Source organism: Croceimicrobium hydrocarbonivorans, from assembly GCF_014524565.1.
In the GTDB taxonomy this organism is placed as follows: domain Bacteria; phylum Bacteroidota; class Bacteroidia; order Flavobacteriales; family Schleiferiaceae; genus Croceimicrobium; species Croceimicrobium hydrocarbonivorans.
The window spans coordinates 431656-448630 of record NZ_CP060139.1; the positions used below are offsets into that span (position 1 = coordinate 431656).

A 16975-nucleotide genomic window follows, 5' to 3' on the forward strand; every position below is an offset into this window, starting at 1 on the left:
GCTTTTCTTTTATCAATAAATCTCTGCAATGGGATAGCGCAGGTGTTCCATTTCATAGTATTCACTGCGCTGGTAGAAGAAGGTCAAGACTGCCCATGGATTGCCCTGCAAATCTTGATGCTCTGCCATCCATTGATCATATTCCCTTTTAATCAGAGGGTGTTTCAGCATTTCCATGGCCTTATCTTCAAAAACATAAGGCGAAAAATATTCCTTTTGCTGGAAGATGATATCAAAGAAACCCCAGGATAAATAAGAGTCTACCGACTTTGGACTTAGAACAGAGGCTAAGAAATACCGATGCATCTGATCACCGGGTACCAAATAATCCCCGGCATAAAAAAGACGACTATCGGTACGCACCTCTACTTGTTCTACCTCGGTGCGAAAATGCCCCTCATAAGGTGCATCGGAATGATTCCACTCTTGAAGGTAAGTAGATCGGACTTCCATCAAGGTATCCTGGGCCAGGGGCCGCATCTCAATATTTTGGTATTGCAATCGACTTATAACTTCGCGCCAGGCCTGAGGGATCACATAATATTTTGGAACATAAGCTTCTTCCACTGCCTTATAATGGGGATAATACGGAATCTTCAGTTCCTCAATCTGATCCCGATGGTATCTTAATCGGCGATACGCACCTAATTCGCTGGGCTCATAGCTGTATTCAAAGGCATTAAAATCCAGTTGTTCTACTTGAGTACTATCCAGTTCCCAAGCCACCGGAAAACTCAGGCTCTCCTTTTCCCATTTTTGCGCCTCCTTAAAGGCTAACAATATTTCTGCTCGATGCGCTTCACTAAAGCTATTCAGGTGCTGCAGGAACTGATAGGTAGAAAGCACCCTTTGCGGATAGGATTTAAACATATGGGCTTCGGTAATAAAACCGAGGCTATGGAAAAGGGCCGTATATCCACTAGCATAACGTGGACTTTCTAAAAAGGCCGCATAACCATCATTAGGCGGACGACCAAATACATTCACATAAGGAACCATAGGCCAGGATTTGGCCATTTCTGTATAGAGATAGGGTAGCATTTTCTCTTGCTGCAATTGAGCCAAGGAAGGTGCTAATTTATCTTGTTGGCTAGCAATAAGCGTGAGGGTATAAGGATAGTCTGCCCCATTACTGGTATGGGTATCCACAAAAATATGAGGCTTTAAGGCCTGATATAGAGCCCAAAAGGAAAAGGTATTAAGGGCATCGCCTTTAATAAAATCGCGATTGAGATCTAGATTGCGGGCATTACCCCTAAAGCCTTGTAACTCCGGTCCATTTTGATTTGCGCGGGTATGCGGCCGAGCTTGGAGGCTTCCGCCGATATTGTAAACCGGTATTATAGCTATTAAATGTCCTTCATCCGGACCACCTAGAGCCAGCATGTTATTGGCCCACATAATACTAGCATCCATACCGCAGCTTTCGCCCGGATGAATACCATTATTAATAAGGGTAACTAACTTTCCTTCTGCTAATTGAGCTAAAGATTGCTCCTCACTAAAAGCTTCTTTTTGGATGAGAAATAAGGATAAGGGCCGACCACAGTCCGTTTGGCCCAATTCCAAATATTGTGCATTTAGATACTGCTGATCCAATTCCTTATAGGCTTCAATGAGCTCGGGATAGGTCCAGGCTTCATTGGTATCCTTATCCGGAAGTAGCTGAGCTGAAAGCGATCCGGCCCAACCTATCAGTACCCAAAGGAATAGATTAATCCTCATCCACCTTCTCTTCTTCAACCAGAGTAAGAGCGGTGAGCATTTCGGCCTGCAGGCTGGTATAGCTGGCTAAAACATCATTAAAATCACCTAGATACTCTCCTGTAAAAGTGTGTGGCTCAGTTTCACCATAAGTATGGCCAACCAATTCTCCTTTCTCATCGAAAAGATAAATATCGGCCAGGAGACGCAAGTTTGCCTTGGCTCCATAAGTAGTTACTTTATCAATAACCAAACGTGCATAACCAATGGCCAGCAATTCGCATTCGGTCGCTTTGGTAACATTACGAACTGCAGATCGCAGACGAGGACTCTCTTCAATAAAAGTCTTCACATCACCATTCTCCAATTCTAAAAACTGTACTGCTTCTTCGCTTAAGTAGACGGTAGGAAATTTGGGATTTCCCGTCACTTTTAAAAGCTCGCGCTCTTCCTTTTGTTTAACACGATCGAAACGTGGCTTTTTAGCCATATCCGCACCCGCGATAGTATTCAGGTTTAACTGCATTTGTAAACCTTCTGCCAGGGTATTGTAGTAGCGATCACTATTGGTTGCTAAACTGGCATTGATCTTTTCACTTAAAGCTTCTACCTTTTTATTGAAGGCATCGGCATCACCCGCAGGAACAGTAGGTAATTGCGGAGGAGCTATATAGAAACCCGTAACAACGAGGTTCTTTACATCGGCTGGTGCCTGATAAGTTTGGTAGGCCTTGATGCGCAAGTTGCCACAGCCATTTAAAAGCAAAGCAAGACTTAAAACACTAAGGGTGCGGAGTATTTTCATGATTGTGATTTTGTGACTCGCACGAAGATACTGCGCATTGAGCCACGGTCACAAATTCTAAGAAGCCTTCTTGTCAATCAATGCTCCTTTCTTCATAAAATAGCGTAGCGATACCAAAGATATCAGCAAGGCTACCAGCCAGGCGGCACTTTCTATTGCATCATCAAATAATAAGGATCCGAGCGCAAATAGTGCCGAATACACTAAAACTACACCCGATAGCCAGGCACCAAATAAAGCTCCGCTAGCCTGATGCTTCTGCCCCTCCTTTCGGAAAGGCTTCCAAAATCCTGAAGGACGAATACGCGCGTAGAAATTCTCTAAAACCTTCGCATCTGTGGGTTTGCTGATAAAGGTTACCAGAACCCAAACCAGACTTGTAAAGACCACGGTAGCAATAAAATCACCGTTCTGATGATAGAAGGATTCGGGCAAATAAGCTTTAAGCGGAAACTTTAATAAGGCCCAGGCCAAAAGTGGTGCCAGGGTTGCACTCAATTCACTCCAGGCATTAATACGCCACCAGTACCAGCGTAAAATCAATACCATTCCTAAACCAGCACCAGAAGCGATTAGGAAACTAGCAGCCTCATCGATCATTCCGATTTGAGCGGTAGAATACATGGCCACCAACATGATAAGTAAGGTGATAATACGACCGGCCATCACATAATGCTGATCGCTTGCTTCTGGCTTAAAAAAGCGACGGTATAAATCATTGGTCAAATAGCTGGACCCCCAATTTAACTGGGTAGAGATGGTACTCATATAGGCGGATAAAAAACCTACGAAAAGCAAGCCCTTTAATCCTGAAGGCAAGAAATCACGCATCGCAAAAACAAAGCCTTTTCGAGACTCCTCCAAAGGTAAATCCGGATAGAGAATTAATGCCGCCAGACCTACGATTATCCAGGGCCAAGGACGTAAACAATAATGCGCAATTTGAAAGAACAAACTCGAATACACGGCATGTTCCTCATTTTTAGCGCTCATCATTCTCTGTGAAATATATCCGCCGCCGCCAGGCTCATTGCCAGGATACCAACTCGCCCACCACTGCAAAACGATGTAGGAGAAAAAGGCGCCTGCCGATAAGGAAAAGGTACCCACCGCTAAATCACTACCACTGCCAATCTGAGGAAAGAAGTCCAAACGCCAGGCCGGTAATTGGTTTTTAATCCCACTTAATCCACCTACTTCGGGAAGGTTTAAAACAATTATAGCCAGAATAATGCTGCCCGACATGGCAATGATGAACTGTACAAAATCCGTAATCGCAATTCCCAATAAGCCTGCGATAGATGAGTATACCGCCACCAAGGCCATAGCCGCCATACAGAACCAAAATGCTTCTTGGGCCGGAATTTCAAAAAACACTTCCAGAATAGAAATGAGAGCAGCATTTACCCAGCCGATTATTACCACATTCATAAAGAGGCCAAGATAAACGGAACGAAGTCCACGCAAGAAAACAGCTACCGGACCGGAGTACCTTAATTCCAACAATTCCAATTCGGTGATAATCTCCGCTCTACGCCAAAGGCGAGCAAAGAAAAAGGTGGTGAGCATTCCACCAATGGCCATATTCCACCACAGCCAGTTGCCCGAAATTCCATGCTGAGCAATTTTCTCTGTAACCCATAAAGGAGTATCTGCCGCAAAAGTGGTGGCTACCATAGACACCCCAGCGATATACCAGGGTAATTTCCTACCACCTAAAAAGAAGCCCGCTAATCCGCCTTCTGCCTTTCCTCGGAAATACAGACCTAAGAAAACAAAGAGCAGCATAAAGAAGCCTACTACCCACCAATCGAGCGTACTAAGATGTGTCATGTTTGGAATTGATTGCCGAATCTAAGGATTATTGCGAGACTCTTTTAGGCAGAAAAGGCCGAGATATCCCCAATCTTAATCAACAGAAAAAGGAGAATTTTAAATTTCGATTATCCTTTACCTTTGAAGAAAATTCCCAAGAGAACATGAAAAAATTAGGATTACTAGGCTTACTTGCCTTGGTAGCTTGTCAAAATAACTCAGAAAGCAGCGAAAGCGAGTCTACAGCGAACTCTAAAAGCTACCCCCATTACGAGCAGATGGAAGTAGAGCTGAATAATCAAGTAGTATATGGTGTGATCGTTCAAGATTCGGCCGGCGCAAAGATCAGCCGTGGTTATTCTATCACTTTCAAATTACGAGACAAGGTTTGGTACGATACCGTATACCTAGAAATGTCCACTGGTGAAGTAGCGCAAAGCGAGTCTGTATTTGCCGAAGCGGTGGTAGATGATATGGGTGGTGCCCAATTCGAAGTAACAACTTTCGACGTTCAATAATTTGAAGGATTCCAATTTACAAATCGTCATTAAAACCTTACCTGGACTGGAACGCGTGTTGGCACGTGAGGTTCGGCAATTAGGTGGACGTGAGGTTCAAGAAGTGCGTCGTGGCATTGTTTGCAAAGGAGATTTAGGCTTTGTTTTTAAATGCAATCTCTGGCTGCGTACAGCCCTGCGAGTTTTAGTTCAGATAGATCGTTTTCAGGTGCGGGATGAGAAAAACCTTTACAAGAAGGTTTATGAAACCCCCTGGGAAAAATATTTCGATTGCGATAAAACCATTGCTATTGATGCTACCGTGCACAGCGATCGTTTTCGCAACAGCCTTTTTGTAGCGCAAAAAACCAAGGATGGCATTGTAGATCGTTTTCGCGATCAAAGTGGCAAGCGTCCTTCCGTTGACTTAAAAAATCCGGATATCCGCATAAATGTGCATATCCAAAATCACTTCTGTACGCTCTCTCTGGATAGCAGTGGCGAATCCCTTCATAAAAGGGGCTATCGTGTAGAAGTGGATAAAGCTCCATTGAGCGAAGTTTTGGCCGCCGGAATTTTATCCCTAATGGATTGGCAAGGTAAAGCCCCCCTACTCGACCCCATGTGCGGATCCGGGACTTTCTTAACGGAGGCTGCTTTATTTGCTTCCAATGTACCGGTGAATGTTTTCCGTAAGCAGTTCTCCTTTCAAAATTGGAAGGACTATGACGCTGAACTCTTCGATACCATTTTCGAATCTTCCATGAAGAAGGAAAATCGCGATTTACCTCCGATCTATGGCTTTGATATCGATCCTCAAATTGGTGCAAAGGCACGTAGGAACGTGAAAAATGCCTTAATGGAAGATGTGATCAAAGTGCAAAAGCGCAACTTCCTCAATTGGCCTGAAGATGAAAAGGTAGCGCCAGGAACCACCTTGATCATGAACCCACCCTACGATTTGAAACTGGAAGCTGATATCCCCGAATTGTACAAGGGAATTGGCGATAGCTTAAAACAACATTTCAGTGGCTGCACGGCCTGGGTATTTACCGCTTCCGCGGAAGGCCTCAAACATTTAGGCTTGAAGCCCACCAAAAAGATTCCACTTAAAAACGCCAAGCTCGACAGTTGGTTAGTGCGTTACGACCTCTACGAAGGTTCAAAAAAGGGGAGCGACTAGTTCATGGAGCAATTTGCCGAAATCTTACTTCCACTGGCCTTACCAGTGAATTATACCTATCGCATCCCTTCAGCTTTAGGCGATATCGTAAAAGTAGGAATGCGAGTAATCGTACCACTCGGCAAACGAAAACTTTATACCGGACTGGTAAAAGAAATCCATCAGCGCAAGCCCAAAGACTTTGAAGTCAAGGATATTTTAGACGCTGAGGATGCCTCCCCCATTATTGCCGAAGCCCAAATTGAATTTTGGGAATGGCTGGCTCAATACTATCTCTGCAGCGAAGGAGAAGTAATGAACGCTGCCCTGCCCGGAGGTTTAAAGCTGGAAAGCGAAATGGTGATTCAGCGCAATTTGGCTAAGGAAATTATTGATGCCGAATTGAGCGATGCTGAATATCTGATCGTCGAAGCTCTGGAACAACAGGATCGCTTAAGCATTAAGGAAATCGCCGAGATTACCGGTTTTGCCAATCCTCTATTCACCATAAAAGAATTGCTCTCCAAGGCCTATGTGGTATTGGAAGAGGAACTTAAAGGTGGCTATAAACCGCGGCAAGCACGATTGGTAAAGGCTGGCCCGGAATTAAATGAAGATGATGTTAGCGCCGCCTTCGAAGGCTTGGGTAATGCCGCCAAGCAAAGAGAGCTATTATTGGGCTTTTTTCAATATCGAAATGAAAGAGGCGAAGTAACTGCCGCGATGCTGCTTAAGCGATGCAAAGCTAGTGACGGCAGTTTAAAATCACTGGAGGCCAAAGGCCTGCTGGAAATTTTTTACGATGATCCTTTTCGGCATCAGCATAGCGAAGATCCCAGTGCCAATGGATTATTCCCTTTAAGTGAAAGTCAGCAAAAGGCTTTTGACGATATCACTCAACATTGGGAACAGCCCATTCTTTTACATGGAGTAACCTCTTCCGGTAAAACAGAGGTCTACACGCATTTAATGGCCGAGGTTTTAAAGCAAGGTCGCCAAGTACTGTACCTGGTTCCTGAGATCGCCCTTACCACCCAATTAATTCAGCGCCTGGAACGCTTTTTTGGTGAGGATTTACTGGTTTACCATTCCCGCTACAGCGATAGAGAAAGGGTGGAAACTTGGCTAAAACTCTTCCGCAAGGGCGATAAGCCGGCTTTAGTAATTGGGGCCCGCAGCAGCATATTCCTGCCCTTTCAAAATTTGGGATTGGTGATTGTAGATGAGGAGCATGAAAATAGCTACAAGCAATATGAGCCCGCTCCTCGCTATCACGCCCGCGATGCTGCCCTGGTATTGGCTCAGCAACAAAATGCGCATGTGATATTGGGCAGTGCTACCCCAGCCTACGAAAGTTATTTCAATGCCCGTAAAGGCAAGTACCATTTAGTAGAAATGAAGGAGCGCTATGGCGCCATTGCCTTACCTGAAATCCGTCCTTTCAACCTGCGGGAATTGCGCAAACGCAAACAGATGCGCGGCTATTTCGCACCGGAATTAGTGGATGAGATTGAAAGGCAAATGAAAAAGGGCAAGCAGATCATCCTTTTTCAGAATCGCCGGGGCTTTTCCACCTTTTTACAATGCGATACCTGCGGCCATGTGATGCAATGCCGCAATTGCGATATCAGTCTTACTTATCACAAACATCGTCATCAATTACGCTGTCATGTTTGTGGCTATAATACCCCTCCTCCTCGCAGTTGTCCGGCTTGTAAAAGTCAACAGGTGCGAAGCCTGGGATTTGGTACCGAAAAGCTGGAAGATGAGCTGCAGTTGATGTTCCCGGAAGCGCGAATTCAGCGCATGGATTTGGATACCACCCGCAAGAAAAAGGCTTATGAAAACATCTTGCAAAGCTTTGAAGATGGAGATACCGATATTTTAGTGGGCACCCAGATGGTTACCAAAGGCCTTGATTTTGGCAATGTAGGTTTGGTAGGTATCATGAATGCGGATTCCCAAATCTTCTTCCCTGATTTCCGCGCCCATGAAAAGGCCTTTCAGATGTTGGCTCAAGTGGCAGGAAGAGCGGGTCGTAAGGGTGAAAGAGGCTTGGTACTTATCCAGAGTTCCAGTCCGGACCATGAAGTTATACATGATGTAATTGGCAATCGCTATCGCTCGGGCTACGAAAGAGAAATGCAAGAGCGACTGGAGTATCATTACCCTCCTTTTTACCGCTTAATCCGCATTAGCTTAAAACATCGTAAAAAGGAGGTTCTAGAAGAGCGAGCGGTATTATATGGCCAGGAATTAAAAGCTTTATTTGGCCGCAGGGTTTATGGACCGGAATATCCTCTTGCTAATCGCTTACGCGGAATGTACCAAATGGAGATTCTCTTAAAACTGGAATCCAAACTGAGTTTAAAGGCCGTAAAACAGGCTCTTTCAGAAAGAACTGATGCCTTTCAGCAGCAGCATAAAAGCAGTCCCATGCGCATCATCTTCGATGTGGATCCGCTTTAGTCTTCTTTGGCAATAATCCCCAAAAGAATCAGGCCTTGAGCCAGACCGTAAGTGAGCATAATAATGAAGCGATTATGCCAATGCTCATCTAAGCCACCACCAAACTTCGACCAGGCGATCCACCAATCAGAAAAGATAAAAAGGGCGATTCCTAATAAGGGCCAAATGCTGATTTTCTGGGCCTGCCAGGCCATAGCACTCAAAATGAAGTGCAAGCTTAAAAGTCCGAAGTAGGCATAAATAGGGATGCTCAATTCTACAGGCAGGACCACTAATTGCAATAGTAGATACATGGCTCCCAAAGACAAGAGCAAGGCAATGATAAAGGCCTGCCATTTTAAACCGGAGCCTTGCTTTAAATACCAATAACCGTAGGAAATATGGGCCAGGGCAAAGGCGCCCATTCCAATTAAAAAGGCCGGACTTTGTTGAAACATCAAAGCCACATCTCCAAAAAGAGAAAATACCAAAGCTGGAATTAATGGCATTAAGAAAGCCTTTCCTTCTCGGATCTTACTAAAGGTGAAGAATAATAAAGTGCCTACTATAAGAGGTTTACTCAACCATAGCATTTGACCTTCATCCCCACGGTATACTACCGCTAAATGAAAAAGCATTATCGCCCCGTAAATCTTAATGAAGTCGCGTACCTTCATCTACTATTGACCTTGCTGAGTTTGCAAGTAATACTTCATGGCCTCGCCCATATTAGCATTCAGGTCTTTGATACGCGTACTGTGAGAAGGGTGAGTAGACATAAACTCTGGGGGCTGACTCCCGCCACTCTGAGCTGCCATACGCTCCCAAAACTTAGGCGCTTCCCTAGGATCATAGCCCGCCATTCCCATAAATACCAAACCCATTTTATCGGCTTCACTTTCGTGTAAACGGCTAAAGGGCAACATGGCTCCGTATTGAGAACCAATACCGTAGGCGGTCATGTATAAGGATTGTGTCTTCTCGGGTTGGTCTTTAATAGCCACTTGTAATGCTACGCCCCCCATTTGTTGAATAAGGCCCTGACTCATACGCTCCGAACCATGGCTGGCTACTGCATGAGCAATTTCATGTCCCATAACTACTGCAATGCCGGCCTCATCCTGGCAAATTCCCATAATGCCGGTATAGAAAGCCACCTTTCCACCAGGCATACACCAAGCATTAGCAACATTCTCATCAATCAAGGCAAACTCCCATTTAAAGTCCTTCACCATATCGGCATGACCTTTTTGGGTAAGATAACGCTCAACGGCTGCTGCAATCTTTCTGCCTACCCGCTCTACCATTTGAGCTTGAGGAGTTCCTTTGATCACTTTCGATTCAGATAGTACTTGCTGATACTGATCTACCGCCATGGCATTCATTTGAGCTCCGGGAATTAAAGCTACTTGTTTACGGCCCGTAAGGGGAACGGTTTTACAAGCGCCAAGGGCAATAATCAATGCGGTAAGAACAAGCTTTCTCATGGTTGGGAATTTGATCGCAAAGAAAAACAATTTGACAGGAGAATTAACCTTCACCTGAAAATATGACGGTTAAATTTATTCAAAACAGACAAAAAGACACGCAAAAGTCTCTGGCTTAACCTAATTCATCCCTTGGCATTTCAATTGTAATAAGCAGGGGGAAGTCAAAAGAAAAAAACAATACAATGAAAGTTATAAAAAGACAAAACGAAGCCCCATTATTCGATCAGTTATTCGATGGATTTTTCCGCGACGAACCCCTTCATTGGATGAATCGAAACATGGTAAATCATCGTAAAGAATCTGTGAATATCATGGAGAATGATTCGCAGTTCGAAATTGAGCTTTTAGCTCCTGGGTATCGCAAAGAAGATTTGCATATCGAAGTAGATGGAGACCTGCTCACCCTCAAGGCTGAACGCAAGGAAAACAAAGAGGAAAAGGAAAGTAATTACTTGCGCCGTGAGTTCCGCATTCACAATTTCGAACGTCAGTTTCGCTTACCAGAAGATCGGGTAAATGCTGAAGGCATTACGGCTCGCTTTGAAGATGGAATCCTTCACCTGAGCGTGCCTAAAAAAGAAGAAACTAAAAAAGCTTCTCGCTTAATTGAAATTAATTAAGCTCTTCAAGAAATAGATTTAATCGCAGAGTATCTATTTTATAAAAAGACAGGTTAATAGTGTCCTTTTCATCAAGTAAAAGCTGGATATCATCTAAGGTATCCAGCTTTTTTATTTCTGTAAATTGATGATTATCCAAATGCCCAAAAGGTTCCATTATAGTAACAGAAGCCTTATCCAAAGCAATACCACTACTTAAAGCGGAATAAGACAGCACTGCAAATAATAGCAAGCCCAAGCCATATTGCAGATACCTGAAAGTTCCAAAGCTTTGATAGCCCTGAGCCAACTCTTGCAGTTCCTCCAAATAGAAACTGAGGCCATCCCTCTGCAGCTTGCGATTCAGCCGAAAGGCGATAAGAGAACCTATTAAAAGTCCACCTAAAATGGAAGCTTGCCAAAAAGCAGAATTTTTTAAGGGAAAGTAAATAGCGACGGAATCCGGCGCCATTAGCTCGCTGCCATTGATCCAAACCAGGAGGAAAAAGATCCCGGTTCCAAAGATCATTATGAACAAGAGCAGTAATTGAAAATAACGACCACGAAAACGCCTGAGCGCTTTTAAAGATTCGGGGGAAAAACGATCCATCTCCGTTTTCTTAGGGAGAAAACGTTTTATAGCACCCCGAAAAAGGATGAATAAAAGCAAGAGCGTTACTAATTCGAATAGCAGTTTCATGCAGTGATCTTAGGGTTAAAGATACGCCAAATCGCATCTTCCCCAGGATTTGCGGCTACTATATCAATGGCCTCCCCTCCTACCGGATGTTCGAATTGAATTCGACCGGCATGCAAACTGATGCTAGCATCGTGATTAGAGCGATCAAAGCCATATTTTAAATCGCCCTTAATGGGGCAACCAATCGCAGCTAATTGCGCTCGGATTTGATGGTGACGACCGGTATGCAATTCCACTTCCAGCAGAAAATAGCGTTGCGAATCAGCTATAAGCTTATAGGTCAATTCTGCCTTCTTCGCATTTTTATCGCTGGCAGGTCGAGGATAGGATTTGTTGTTTTTTGCTTCTTTCTTTAAATAGTGTTCTAAACGGCCTTCAGTCGGATTAGGCTTCTCCTGCACGATGGCATAATAGATTTTACGCACCTCCCGCTTTTCGAAGATTTTATTCATCCGGCTTAAAGCCTTGCTGGTTTTAGCAAATACTACAATTCCGGAGGTAGGACGATCTAAGCGATGCACCAATCCGCAAAAAACATTGCCGGGTTTATTATAGGTATCCCGAATGTAATCCCGCACTTTTTCGAGCAAGGGCTTATCACCGGTAAAATCGCCCTGGACCAATTCGCCCGCGAGCTTATTTACGATGATAAGATGATTGTCTTCGAATAAAATCCGCTCGCTAATGGGCACTAATACTGCTCTTTATCATTAGGGAAATCGCGGCTTTTCACATCGTGAACATAAGATTGTACCGCACCGGTAATTTCAGAGTAGAGGTCCAAATAACGACGTAAGAAACGAGGATTAAACTCATGCGTCATGCCCAGCATATCGTGTAAAACCAATACCTGACCATCTACTCCGGCACCGGCACCAATACCGATTACCGGAATATTTAATTCCTGCGCTACTCTTTCGGCTAAATCGGCAGGGATTTTCTCCAATACCAAAGCAAAACAGCCAGCTTCTTCCAATGCTTTCGCGTCACTAATCAGCTTTTCGGCTTCTGCCTCCTGACGAGCGCGAACGGTATAGGTACCGAATTTATAGATGCTTTGTGGGGTTAATCCCAAATGCCCCATCACTGGAATACCGGCAGTAAGAATACGCTCAATCGATTCGATAATCTCTACCCCACCTTCGAGTTTCACGGCATGACCGCCACTCTCCTTCATGATGCGAATAGCGGAGCCCAGGGCTTCCTTGGAATTTCCTTGATAAGATCCGAAAGGCAAATCTACTACCACTAAGGCCCGATCAACAGCACGCACCACACTGGAAGCATGGTAAATCATTTGATCCAGAGTAATAGGTAAAGTGGTTTCATGACCAGCCATTACATTGGAGGCACTATCGCCCACCAGGATTACATCGATCCCCGCTTTATCTACAATTCCCGCCAAGGTGAAATCATAAGCGGTAAGCATGGAGATTTTCTCTCCCTGGCGTTTCATTTCCTGTACCGAATTGGTAGTAACCTTCTTAAAGTCTGAGCTTGCTACGGACATATTAAATAATTGTGAATGCAAATTTATACTTTTGAGGCGTGTGGCTTTTGACCCACAAATCTTTTACTCTGTAACATGAAGAAATTTTTAGCAGCATTAGGTTCTTTGATTTTGTTCTCGGCCTGTGATAATGAGATCCAGATCAATGCCGAATACAAGGACATGACCATCATGTATGGCATGCTGAACCCGGTATTGGATACCAATTACGTACGTATCCAAAGAGGGTATTTAGGAGATGAAGCTGCCAGTGCTTCCTATCGCATTAGTGATTCTCTCTATTACGACTCTACGGAAATTGATGTTTTCATCCGCGAATACAATCCGGGAGCCAGCACTTTCAATCAGGAGGTAGAGCTTATTTGGGATAATAGCATTCCATTAGACAGTGGTATTTATACCGATGAAGGTTACCACTTGTATCGCATCCCTAGCAGCTTCGACATTCAGAGTAGCCGCGAATACGAAATTGTAGTAAATCGCGCCGATGGTAGCGTTGCCAGTGCCCGAACCGGAATTGTTGGCAGCATTAATATTACCCGTCCTTTACCTATTATTACCGCCCGTTATTTCGATGGACGATTGCAATTCAATGTTCGTCAAAATACCGATGGTAATGATCCCCAGGCAACTGAGAAGATGATTGCCTATCAGCCTATTCTATACTTCCACTACAAAGAATACAATAAATCGACCGGCAGCGAAGAGTTTAAAACCGAAACCATCCGCCTGCCCCTGGAAGAAAATCCATTCGATCAGATCGATATCCTCTTCAGCGCTAACGAACTTTACTCAGCTTTAGCGGCCCGTATAGAAGAAGATCCTTCTAAGAATATTCTACGCTTTTTCGTTGGTATGGATGTAGAGATTATTGGTGCTTCGGAAGAGTTAATGACCTTTATAGAACTGAGCAAACCTTCTAATGGCGTAAACCAAAACCGCCCGCAATATGAGCAGGTAATCAATGGAACCGGTATCCTTAGTTCTCGCACCTTTGCCCGTCGTAATGATTGCCGATTACAGCAAAGCATTTACGATCGCTTGCTGGAAAGCGGTATTGTTTGCGACCTCAACTTTGCACGAGTGGAATTAGGCGGAACTGACACATGCTACTGCATCGATAATCAAAAAGTTTGTTTTTAACTGACAGAGCGGCACGAACAACTCAAATAGTCAGTCAAAATCTACGATCCTGTCAGGTATGACAGGATTTTTTTTGTTTCAGGGCCTTGGCACATGCTTTGACTATTTAGAGGCGAATGATTGAGCTAACCATTAAAATTCAATAAAAGCCATGGGAAAAATCATTGGCATTGACTTAGGAACCACTAACTCCTGCGTTGCCGTTATGGAAGGTAACGAACCAGTGGTGATTCCAAATAGCGAAGGAAAACGCACAACCCCTTCTGTGATTGCATTTGTAGAAGGCGGTGAGCGCAAAGTAGGTGACCCTGCCAAACGTCAGGCGATCACCAATCCACATAAGACGATCAGCTCTATTAAGCGCTTCATGGGATCTTCTTTTTCAGAAGTATCCAAAGAAGCCGGACGAGTTCCTTATAAGGTAATTAAAGGCGATAACGATACCCCTCGGGTAGAGATCGATGATCGCAAATACACTCCACAAGAATTATCAGCAATGGTGCTTCAGAAAATGAAGAAAACCGCTGAAGATTATTTGGGTGAAGAAGTAACAGAAGCGGTAATTACTGTACCCGCTTACTTTAACGACTCTCAACGTCAGGCGACCAAAGAAGCCGGAGAAATCGCTGGTTTAAAAGTACGTCGTATCATCAACGAACCTACTGCAGCCTCTTTGGCTTATGGTATCGACAAAAAAGGTCAGGACCAGAAAGTAGCCGTATTCGACTGTGGTGGTGGTACCCACGACGTTTCTATCCTCGAATTAGGTGATGGTGTATTCGAAGTATTAGCTACTGATGGTGATACTCACTTAGGTGGTGATGACTTTGATCAAGCCGTAATCGACTGGTTAATTGATGAGTTTAAAGCGGAAGAAGATTTCGACTTAAGCAAAGATGCAATGGCCTTACAACGCTTGAAAGAAGCTGCTGAGAAAGCTAAAATCGAATTGTCTTCTTCTAGCGACACCGAAATCAACTTGCCTTATATCACTGCAACTGCTAGTGGTCCTAAGCACTTGGTTCGCAAATTAAGCCGTGCCAAATTCGAGCAATTAGTACATGATTTAGTAGATCGTACCATCGCTCCTTGTCGCACCGCTCTTAAGAATGCTGATCTGGATGTATCCGATATCGATCAGGTAATCCTGGTAGGTGGTTCTACTCGTATTCCTGCCATTCAGGATGCTGTGAAGAGCTTCTTCGGTAAAGATCCTTCTAAAGGTGTAAACCCTGATGAAGTAGTAGCCTTAGGTGCTGCCATTCAAGGTGGTGTATTGGCTGGTGATGTGAAAGATGTATTGCTTCTGGATGTTACCCCACTTTCTTTAGGTATCGAAACCATGGGTGGCGTATTCACCAAATTGATTGAGGCCAATACTACTATCCCTACTAATAAATCGGAGGTATTCTCTACCGCCAGCGACAATCAGCCTGCCGTGGATATCCACGTATTGCAAGGTGAGCGCCCAATGGCTCAGGATAACAAGACTATCGGTCGCTTCCAACTGACTGATATACCTCCTGCACCACGTGGAGTTCCTCAAATTGAGGTAACCTTTGACATTGACGCAAATGGTATCCTAAACGTAAGCGCTAAGGATAAAGCGACTGGCAAAGAGCAAAGTATTCGTATCGAAGCTTCTTCTGGCTTAAGCAAAGAAGAAATCGACAAAATGAAACAAGAAGCTGAAGCTAATGCTGAAGCAGATAAAGCAGCCAAGGAAAAAGTTGAGAAACTGAACCAGGCTGATAGCATGATCTTCCAAACTGAGAAGCAATTAAAAGAGTTTGGCGAAAAATTATCTGATGATAAAAAAGCGCCTATCGAAACAGCTCTTGAAAGCTTGAAAGCCGCCCACGGTGCTCAAGATTTGGAAGGTATCGACAAAGCCATGGAGCAAATCAATGAAGCCTGGAAAAATGCTTCTGAAGAAATGTACAAAGCCCAACAGGAAGGTGCTGCTGATGCAGGTGCCGGAGCGCAGGGCGGTGCAGAAGCTGGCAATGGCGGCGACGATGTTACCGACGTAGAATTTGAAGAAGTGGATGACAATAAGTAATCCCTTTGCAAAGTAAATTTGAAGCCCCGATGATCAATCTCGGGGCTTTTTTGTTCCTAATAAAAAACACGATAAATGGCACAAATCACTCTGGGTGGAAACCCTGTTCAAACTCAAGGCGAACTGCCCGCAGTAGGCACTATGGCTCCCGATTTTAGTTTAACTGATACCGCTTTACAAGATCGCAGCCTGGCTGAATTTAAAGGTCAGAAGGTGGTATTGAATATCTTCCCTAGCATCGATACCGGAGTTTGCTCCGCTTCTGCACGTAAGTTTAATGCAGATGCCGCTGGCCAAGATGGCGTGGTGGTATTAAATATCTCTCGCGACCTTCCATTCGCACACAAGCGTTTTTGTGCAGCAGAAGGAATTGAAGATGCGATTGGTTTAAGCGAATTGCGCAACAGCAATTTCAGCGACAATTACAAAGTTCGTATGCTTGACGGTGGCATGAAGGATTTCTTTTCACGCGCCGTAATCATCGTAAACGAAGAAGGAAAAATCATCTATACCGAGCAAGTTCCAGAAATTGGTCAGGCTCCGGATTATGATGCAGCTCTGGCCGCTTTAAACTAGGCCTGCTAGCTTTATAAAGAAAGAAAGCCGTCTCGGTAGTACCGTGACGGCTTTTCTCTTTCATCCTATCCCCTTCTGAATGAAGCTTATAATTTGGCTAGAAGGCTGCGCAGATAATCTTCTTTACTGCTGGCACTACCTTCTACCAATTGACCATCCTTAAAGACTGCTAAAAAGGGAAGGTTATCTACTCCCGCCATTTTACGAGCCTCGGGATTTTCTTCGGCGTTAATGTCTACAAATACGGTGTCGGCTTGCTCTTCCTCATTGCTAACACGCTTGTATTTAGGAGCGAAGAGCTTGCAGTTTCCACACCAGTCGGCGTAAAATTTTACTGCAACTTTAGAATTATTGGCGAGTATCTCTTTGAACTCGCTATCGTTTACCACTTGAACTGCCATGATTATCGTTTTATTCGGCTACAAATATAGCATCTAATAAAACTATCAGAAAAATAATTCAAT

The 16975-nt window shown here is 44.2% G+C and carries 16 protein-coding genes; 7 read left to right on the top strand and 9 right to left on the bottom strand.

Annotated elements, in window-relative coordinates:
* Positions 1-12: 12 nt before the first annotated feature.
* Genes H4K34_RS02015 through H4K34_RS02025 form a run of 3 tightly spaced genes read right to left on the bottom strand, consistent with a single transcriptional unit; the run spans position 13 to position 4342 of the window.
* Positions 13-1725, bottom strand: coding sequence for a M14 family metallopeptidase (locus tag H4K34_RS02015; protein ID WP_210759170.1), 1713 nt, complete (start codon positions 1723-1725; stop codon positions 13-15).
* The gene (locus tag H4K34_RS02020) at positions 1715-2509 is read right to left on the bottom strand and encodes a hypothetical protein (protein ID WP_210759171.1); all 795 of its coding nucleotides are present in this window, start codon (positions 2507-2509) and stop codon (positions 1715-1717) included. The genes H4K34_RS02015 and H4K34_RS02020 overlap by 11 nt, the downstream gene beginning before the upstream one ends.
* 57 nt (positions 2510-2566) lie before the next feature.
* Positions 2567-4342: a sodium:solute symporter family protein gene (locus H4K34_RS02025; protein ID WP_210759172.1), complete on the bottom strand. Its 1776-nt coding sequence runs from the start codon at positions 4340-4342 to the stop codon at positions 2567-2569.
* A gap of 146 nt (positions 4343-4488) precedes the next feature.
* On the opposite strand from H4K34_RS02025, the gene H4K34_RS02030 reads away from it, so the two are divergent.
* Genes H4K34_RS02030 through priA form a run of 3 tightly spaced genes read left to right on the top strand, consistent with a single transcriptional unit; the run spans position 4489 to position 8452 of the window.
* The gene (locus H4K34_RS02030; protein ID WP_210759173.1) at positions 4489-4842 is read left to right on the top strand and encodes a hypothetical protein; all 354 of its coding nucleotides are present in this window, start codon (positions 4489-4491) and stop codon (positions 4840-4842) included.
* Position 4843: 1 nt separating this feature from the next.
* A complete protein-coding gene (locus H4K34_RS02035; protein ID WP_210759174.1) occupies positions 4844-6004 on the top strand; it encodes a THUMP domain-containing class I SAM-dependent RNA methyltransferase in 1161 nt (386 codons plus the stop codon).
* 3 nt (positions 6005-6007) lie between these two features.
* On the top strand, positions 6008-8452 hold the full coding sequence (priA, locus tag H4K34_RS02040; RefSeq protein WP_210759175.1) for a replication restart helicase PriA: 2445 nt from the start codon (positions 6008-6010) through the stop codon (positions 8450-8452).
* Here priA and H4K34_RS02045 read toward each other — a convergent pair.
* Entirely contained in the window at positions 8449-9108 is a 660-nt protein-coding gene (locus H4K34_RS02045; RefSeq protein WP_210759176.1) for a lysoplasmalogenase, read from the bottom strand. The genes priA and H4K34_RS02045 overlap by 4 nt on opposite strands.
* Positions 9109-9111: 3 nt before the next feature.
* Entirely contained in the window at positions 9112-9918 is an 807-nt protein-coding gene (locus tag H4K34_RS02050; protein WP_210759177.1) for a M48 family metallopeptidase, read from the bottom strand.
* 185 nt (positions 9919-10103) lie between these two features.
* On the opposite strand from H4K34_RS02050, the gene H4K34_RS02055 reads away from it, so the two are divergent.
* On the top strand, positions 10104-10541 hold the full coding sequence (locus H4K34_RS02055) for an Hsp20/alpha crystallin family protein (protein WP_246452175.1): 438 nt from the start codon (positions 10104-10106) through the stop codon (positions 10539-10541).
* Here the strand turns inward: H4K34_RS02055 and H4K34_RS02060 are convergent.
* From H4K34_RS02060 to panB, 3 genes are read right to left on the bottom strand one after another with little or no spacing between them, the layout of a single operon-like run.
* On the bottom strand, positions 10534-11220 hold the full coding sequence (locus H4K34_RS02060; RefSeq protein ID WP_210759178.1) for a hypothetical protein: 687 nt from the start codon (positions 11218-11220) through the stop codon (positions 10534-10536). The genes H4K34_RS02055 and H4K34_RS02060 overlap by 8 nt on opposite strands.
* Positions 11217-11906, bottom strand: coding sequence for an RluA family pseudouridine synthase (locus tag H4K34_RS02065; protein WP_210760518.1), 690 nt, complete (start codon positions 11904-11906; stop codon positions 11217-11219). Before H4K34_RS02065 ends, H4K34_RS02060 begins: the two co-directional genes overlap by 4 nt.
* Before the next feature lie 5 nt (positions 11907-11911).
* Entirely contained in the window at positions 11912-12730 is an 819-nt protein-coding gene (gene panB / locus H4K34_RS02070) for a 3-methyl-2-oxobutanoate hydroxymethyltransferase (protein WP_210759179.1), read from the bottom strand.
* 75 nt (positions 12731-12805) lie between these two features.
* On the opposite strand from panB, the gene H4K34_RS02075 reads away from it, so the two are divergent.
* The 3 genes from H4K34_RS02075 (at position 12806) to tpx (ending at position 16511) form a co-directional block, all read left to right on the top strand.
* Positions 12806-13873 (top strand): hypothetical protein, encoded by a 1068-nt coding sequence (locus H4K34_RS02075; RefSeq protein ID WP_210759180.1) that lies wholly within the window; start codon positions 12806-12808, stop codon positions 13871-13873.
* 151 nt (positions 13874-14024) lie between these two features.
* A complete protein-coding gene (gene dnaK / locus H4K34_RS02080) occupies positions 14025-15935 on the top strand; it encodes a molecular chaperone DnaK (protein ID WP_210759181.1) in 1911 nt (636 codons plus the stop codon).
* Between the two features lie 75 nt (positions 15936-16010).
* A complete protein-coding gene (gene tpx / locus H4K34_RS02085) occupies positions 16011-16511 on the top strand; it encodes a thiol peroxidase (protein ID WP_210759182.1) in 501 nt (166 codons plus the stop codon).
* An 86-nt stretch (positions 16512-16597) separates the two neighbouring features.
* Here tpx and H4K34_RS02090 read toward each other — a convergent pair whose 3' ends face one another.
* Entirely contained in the window at positions 16598-16912 is a 315-nt protein-coding gene (locus tag H4K34_RS02090) for a thioredoxin family protein (protein ID WP_210759183.1), read from the bottom strand.
* Positions 16913-16975 lie beyond the last annotated feature (63 nt).

What these genes read in the sequence shown, in the direction of transcription:
- H4K34_RS02045 (WP_210759176.1), bottom strand. Translation starts at nt 9,108, where the DNA reads ATGAAGGTACGCGACTTCATTAAGATTTACGGGGCGATAATGCTTTTT.
- dnaK (WP_210759181.1), top strand. Translation starts at nt 14,025, where the DNA reads ATGGGAAAAATCATTGGCATTGACTTAGGAACCACTAACTCCTGCGTT.
- priA (WP_210759175.1), top strand. Translation starts at nt 6,008, where the DNA reads ATGGAGCAATTTGCCGAAATCTTACTTCCACTGGCCTTACCAGTGAAT.
- H4K34_RS02055 (WP_246452175.1), top strand. Translation starts at nt 10,104, where the DNA reads ATGAAAGTTATAAAAAGACAAAACGAAGCCCCATTATTCGATCAGTTA.
- H4K34_RS02060 (WP_210759178.1), bottom strand. Translation starts at nt 11,220, where the DNA reads ATGAAACTGCTATTCGAATTAGTAACGCTCTTGCTTTTATTCATCCTT.
- H4K34_RS02025 (WP_210759172.1), bottom strand. Translation starts at nt 4,342, where the DNA reads ATGACACATCTTAGTACGCTCGATTGGTGGGTAGTAGGCTTCTTTATG.
- H4K34_RS02015 (WP_210759170.1), bottom strand. Translation starts at nt 1,725, where the DNA reads ATGAGGATTAATCTATTCCTTTGGGTACTGATAGGTTGGGCCGGATCG.
- panB (WP_210759179.1), bottom strand. Translation starts at nt 12,730, where the DNA reads ATGTCCGTAGCAAGCTCAGACTTTAAGAAGGTTACTACCAATTCGGTA.
- H4K34_RS02090 (WP_210759183.1), bottom strand. Translation starts at nt 16,912, where the DNA reads ATGGCAGTTCAAGTGGTAAACGATAGCGAGTTCAAAGAGATACTCGCC.
- tpx (WP_210759182.1), top strand. Translation starts at nt 16,011, where the DNA reads ATGGCACAAATCACTCTGGGTGGAAACCCTGTTCAAACTCAAGGCGAA.
- H4K34_RS02075 (WP_210759180.1), top strand. Translation starts at nt 12,806, where the DNA reads ATGAAGAAATTTTTAGCAGCATTAGGTTCTTTGATTTTGTTCTCGGCC.
- H4K34_RS02020 (WP_210759171.1), bottom strand. Translation starts at nt 2,509, where the DNA reads ATGAAAATACTCCGCACCCTTAGTGTTTTAAGTCTTGCTTTGCTTTTA.
- H4K34_RS02030 (WP_210759173.1), top strand. Translation starts at nt 4,489, where the DNA reads ATGAAAAAATTAGGATTACTAGGCTTACTTGCCTTGGTAGCTTGTCAA.
- H4K34_RS02050 (WP_210759177.1), bottom strand. Translation starts at nt 9,918, where the DNA reads ATGAGAAAGCTTGTTCTTACCGCATTGATTATTGCCCTTGGCGCTTGT.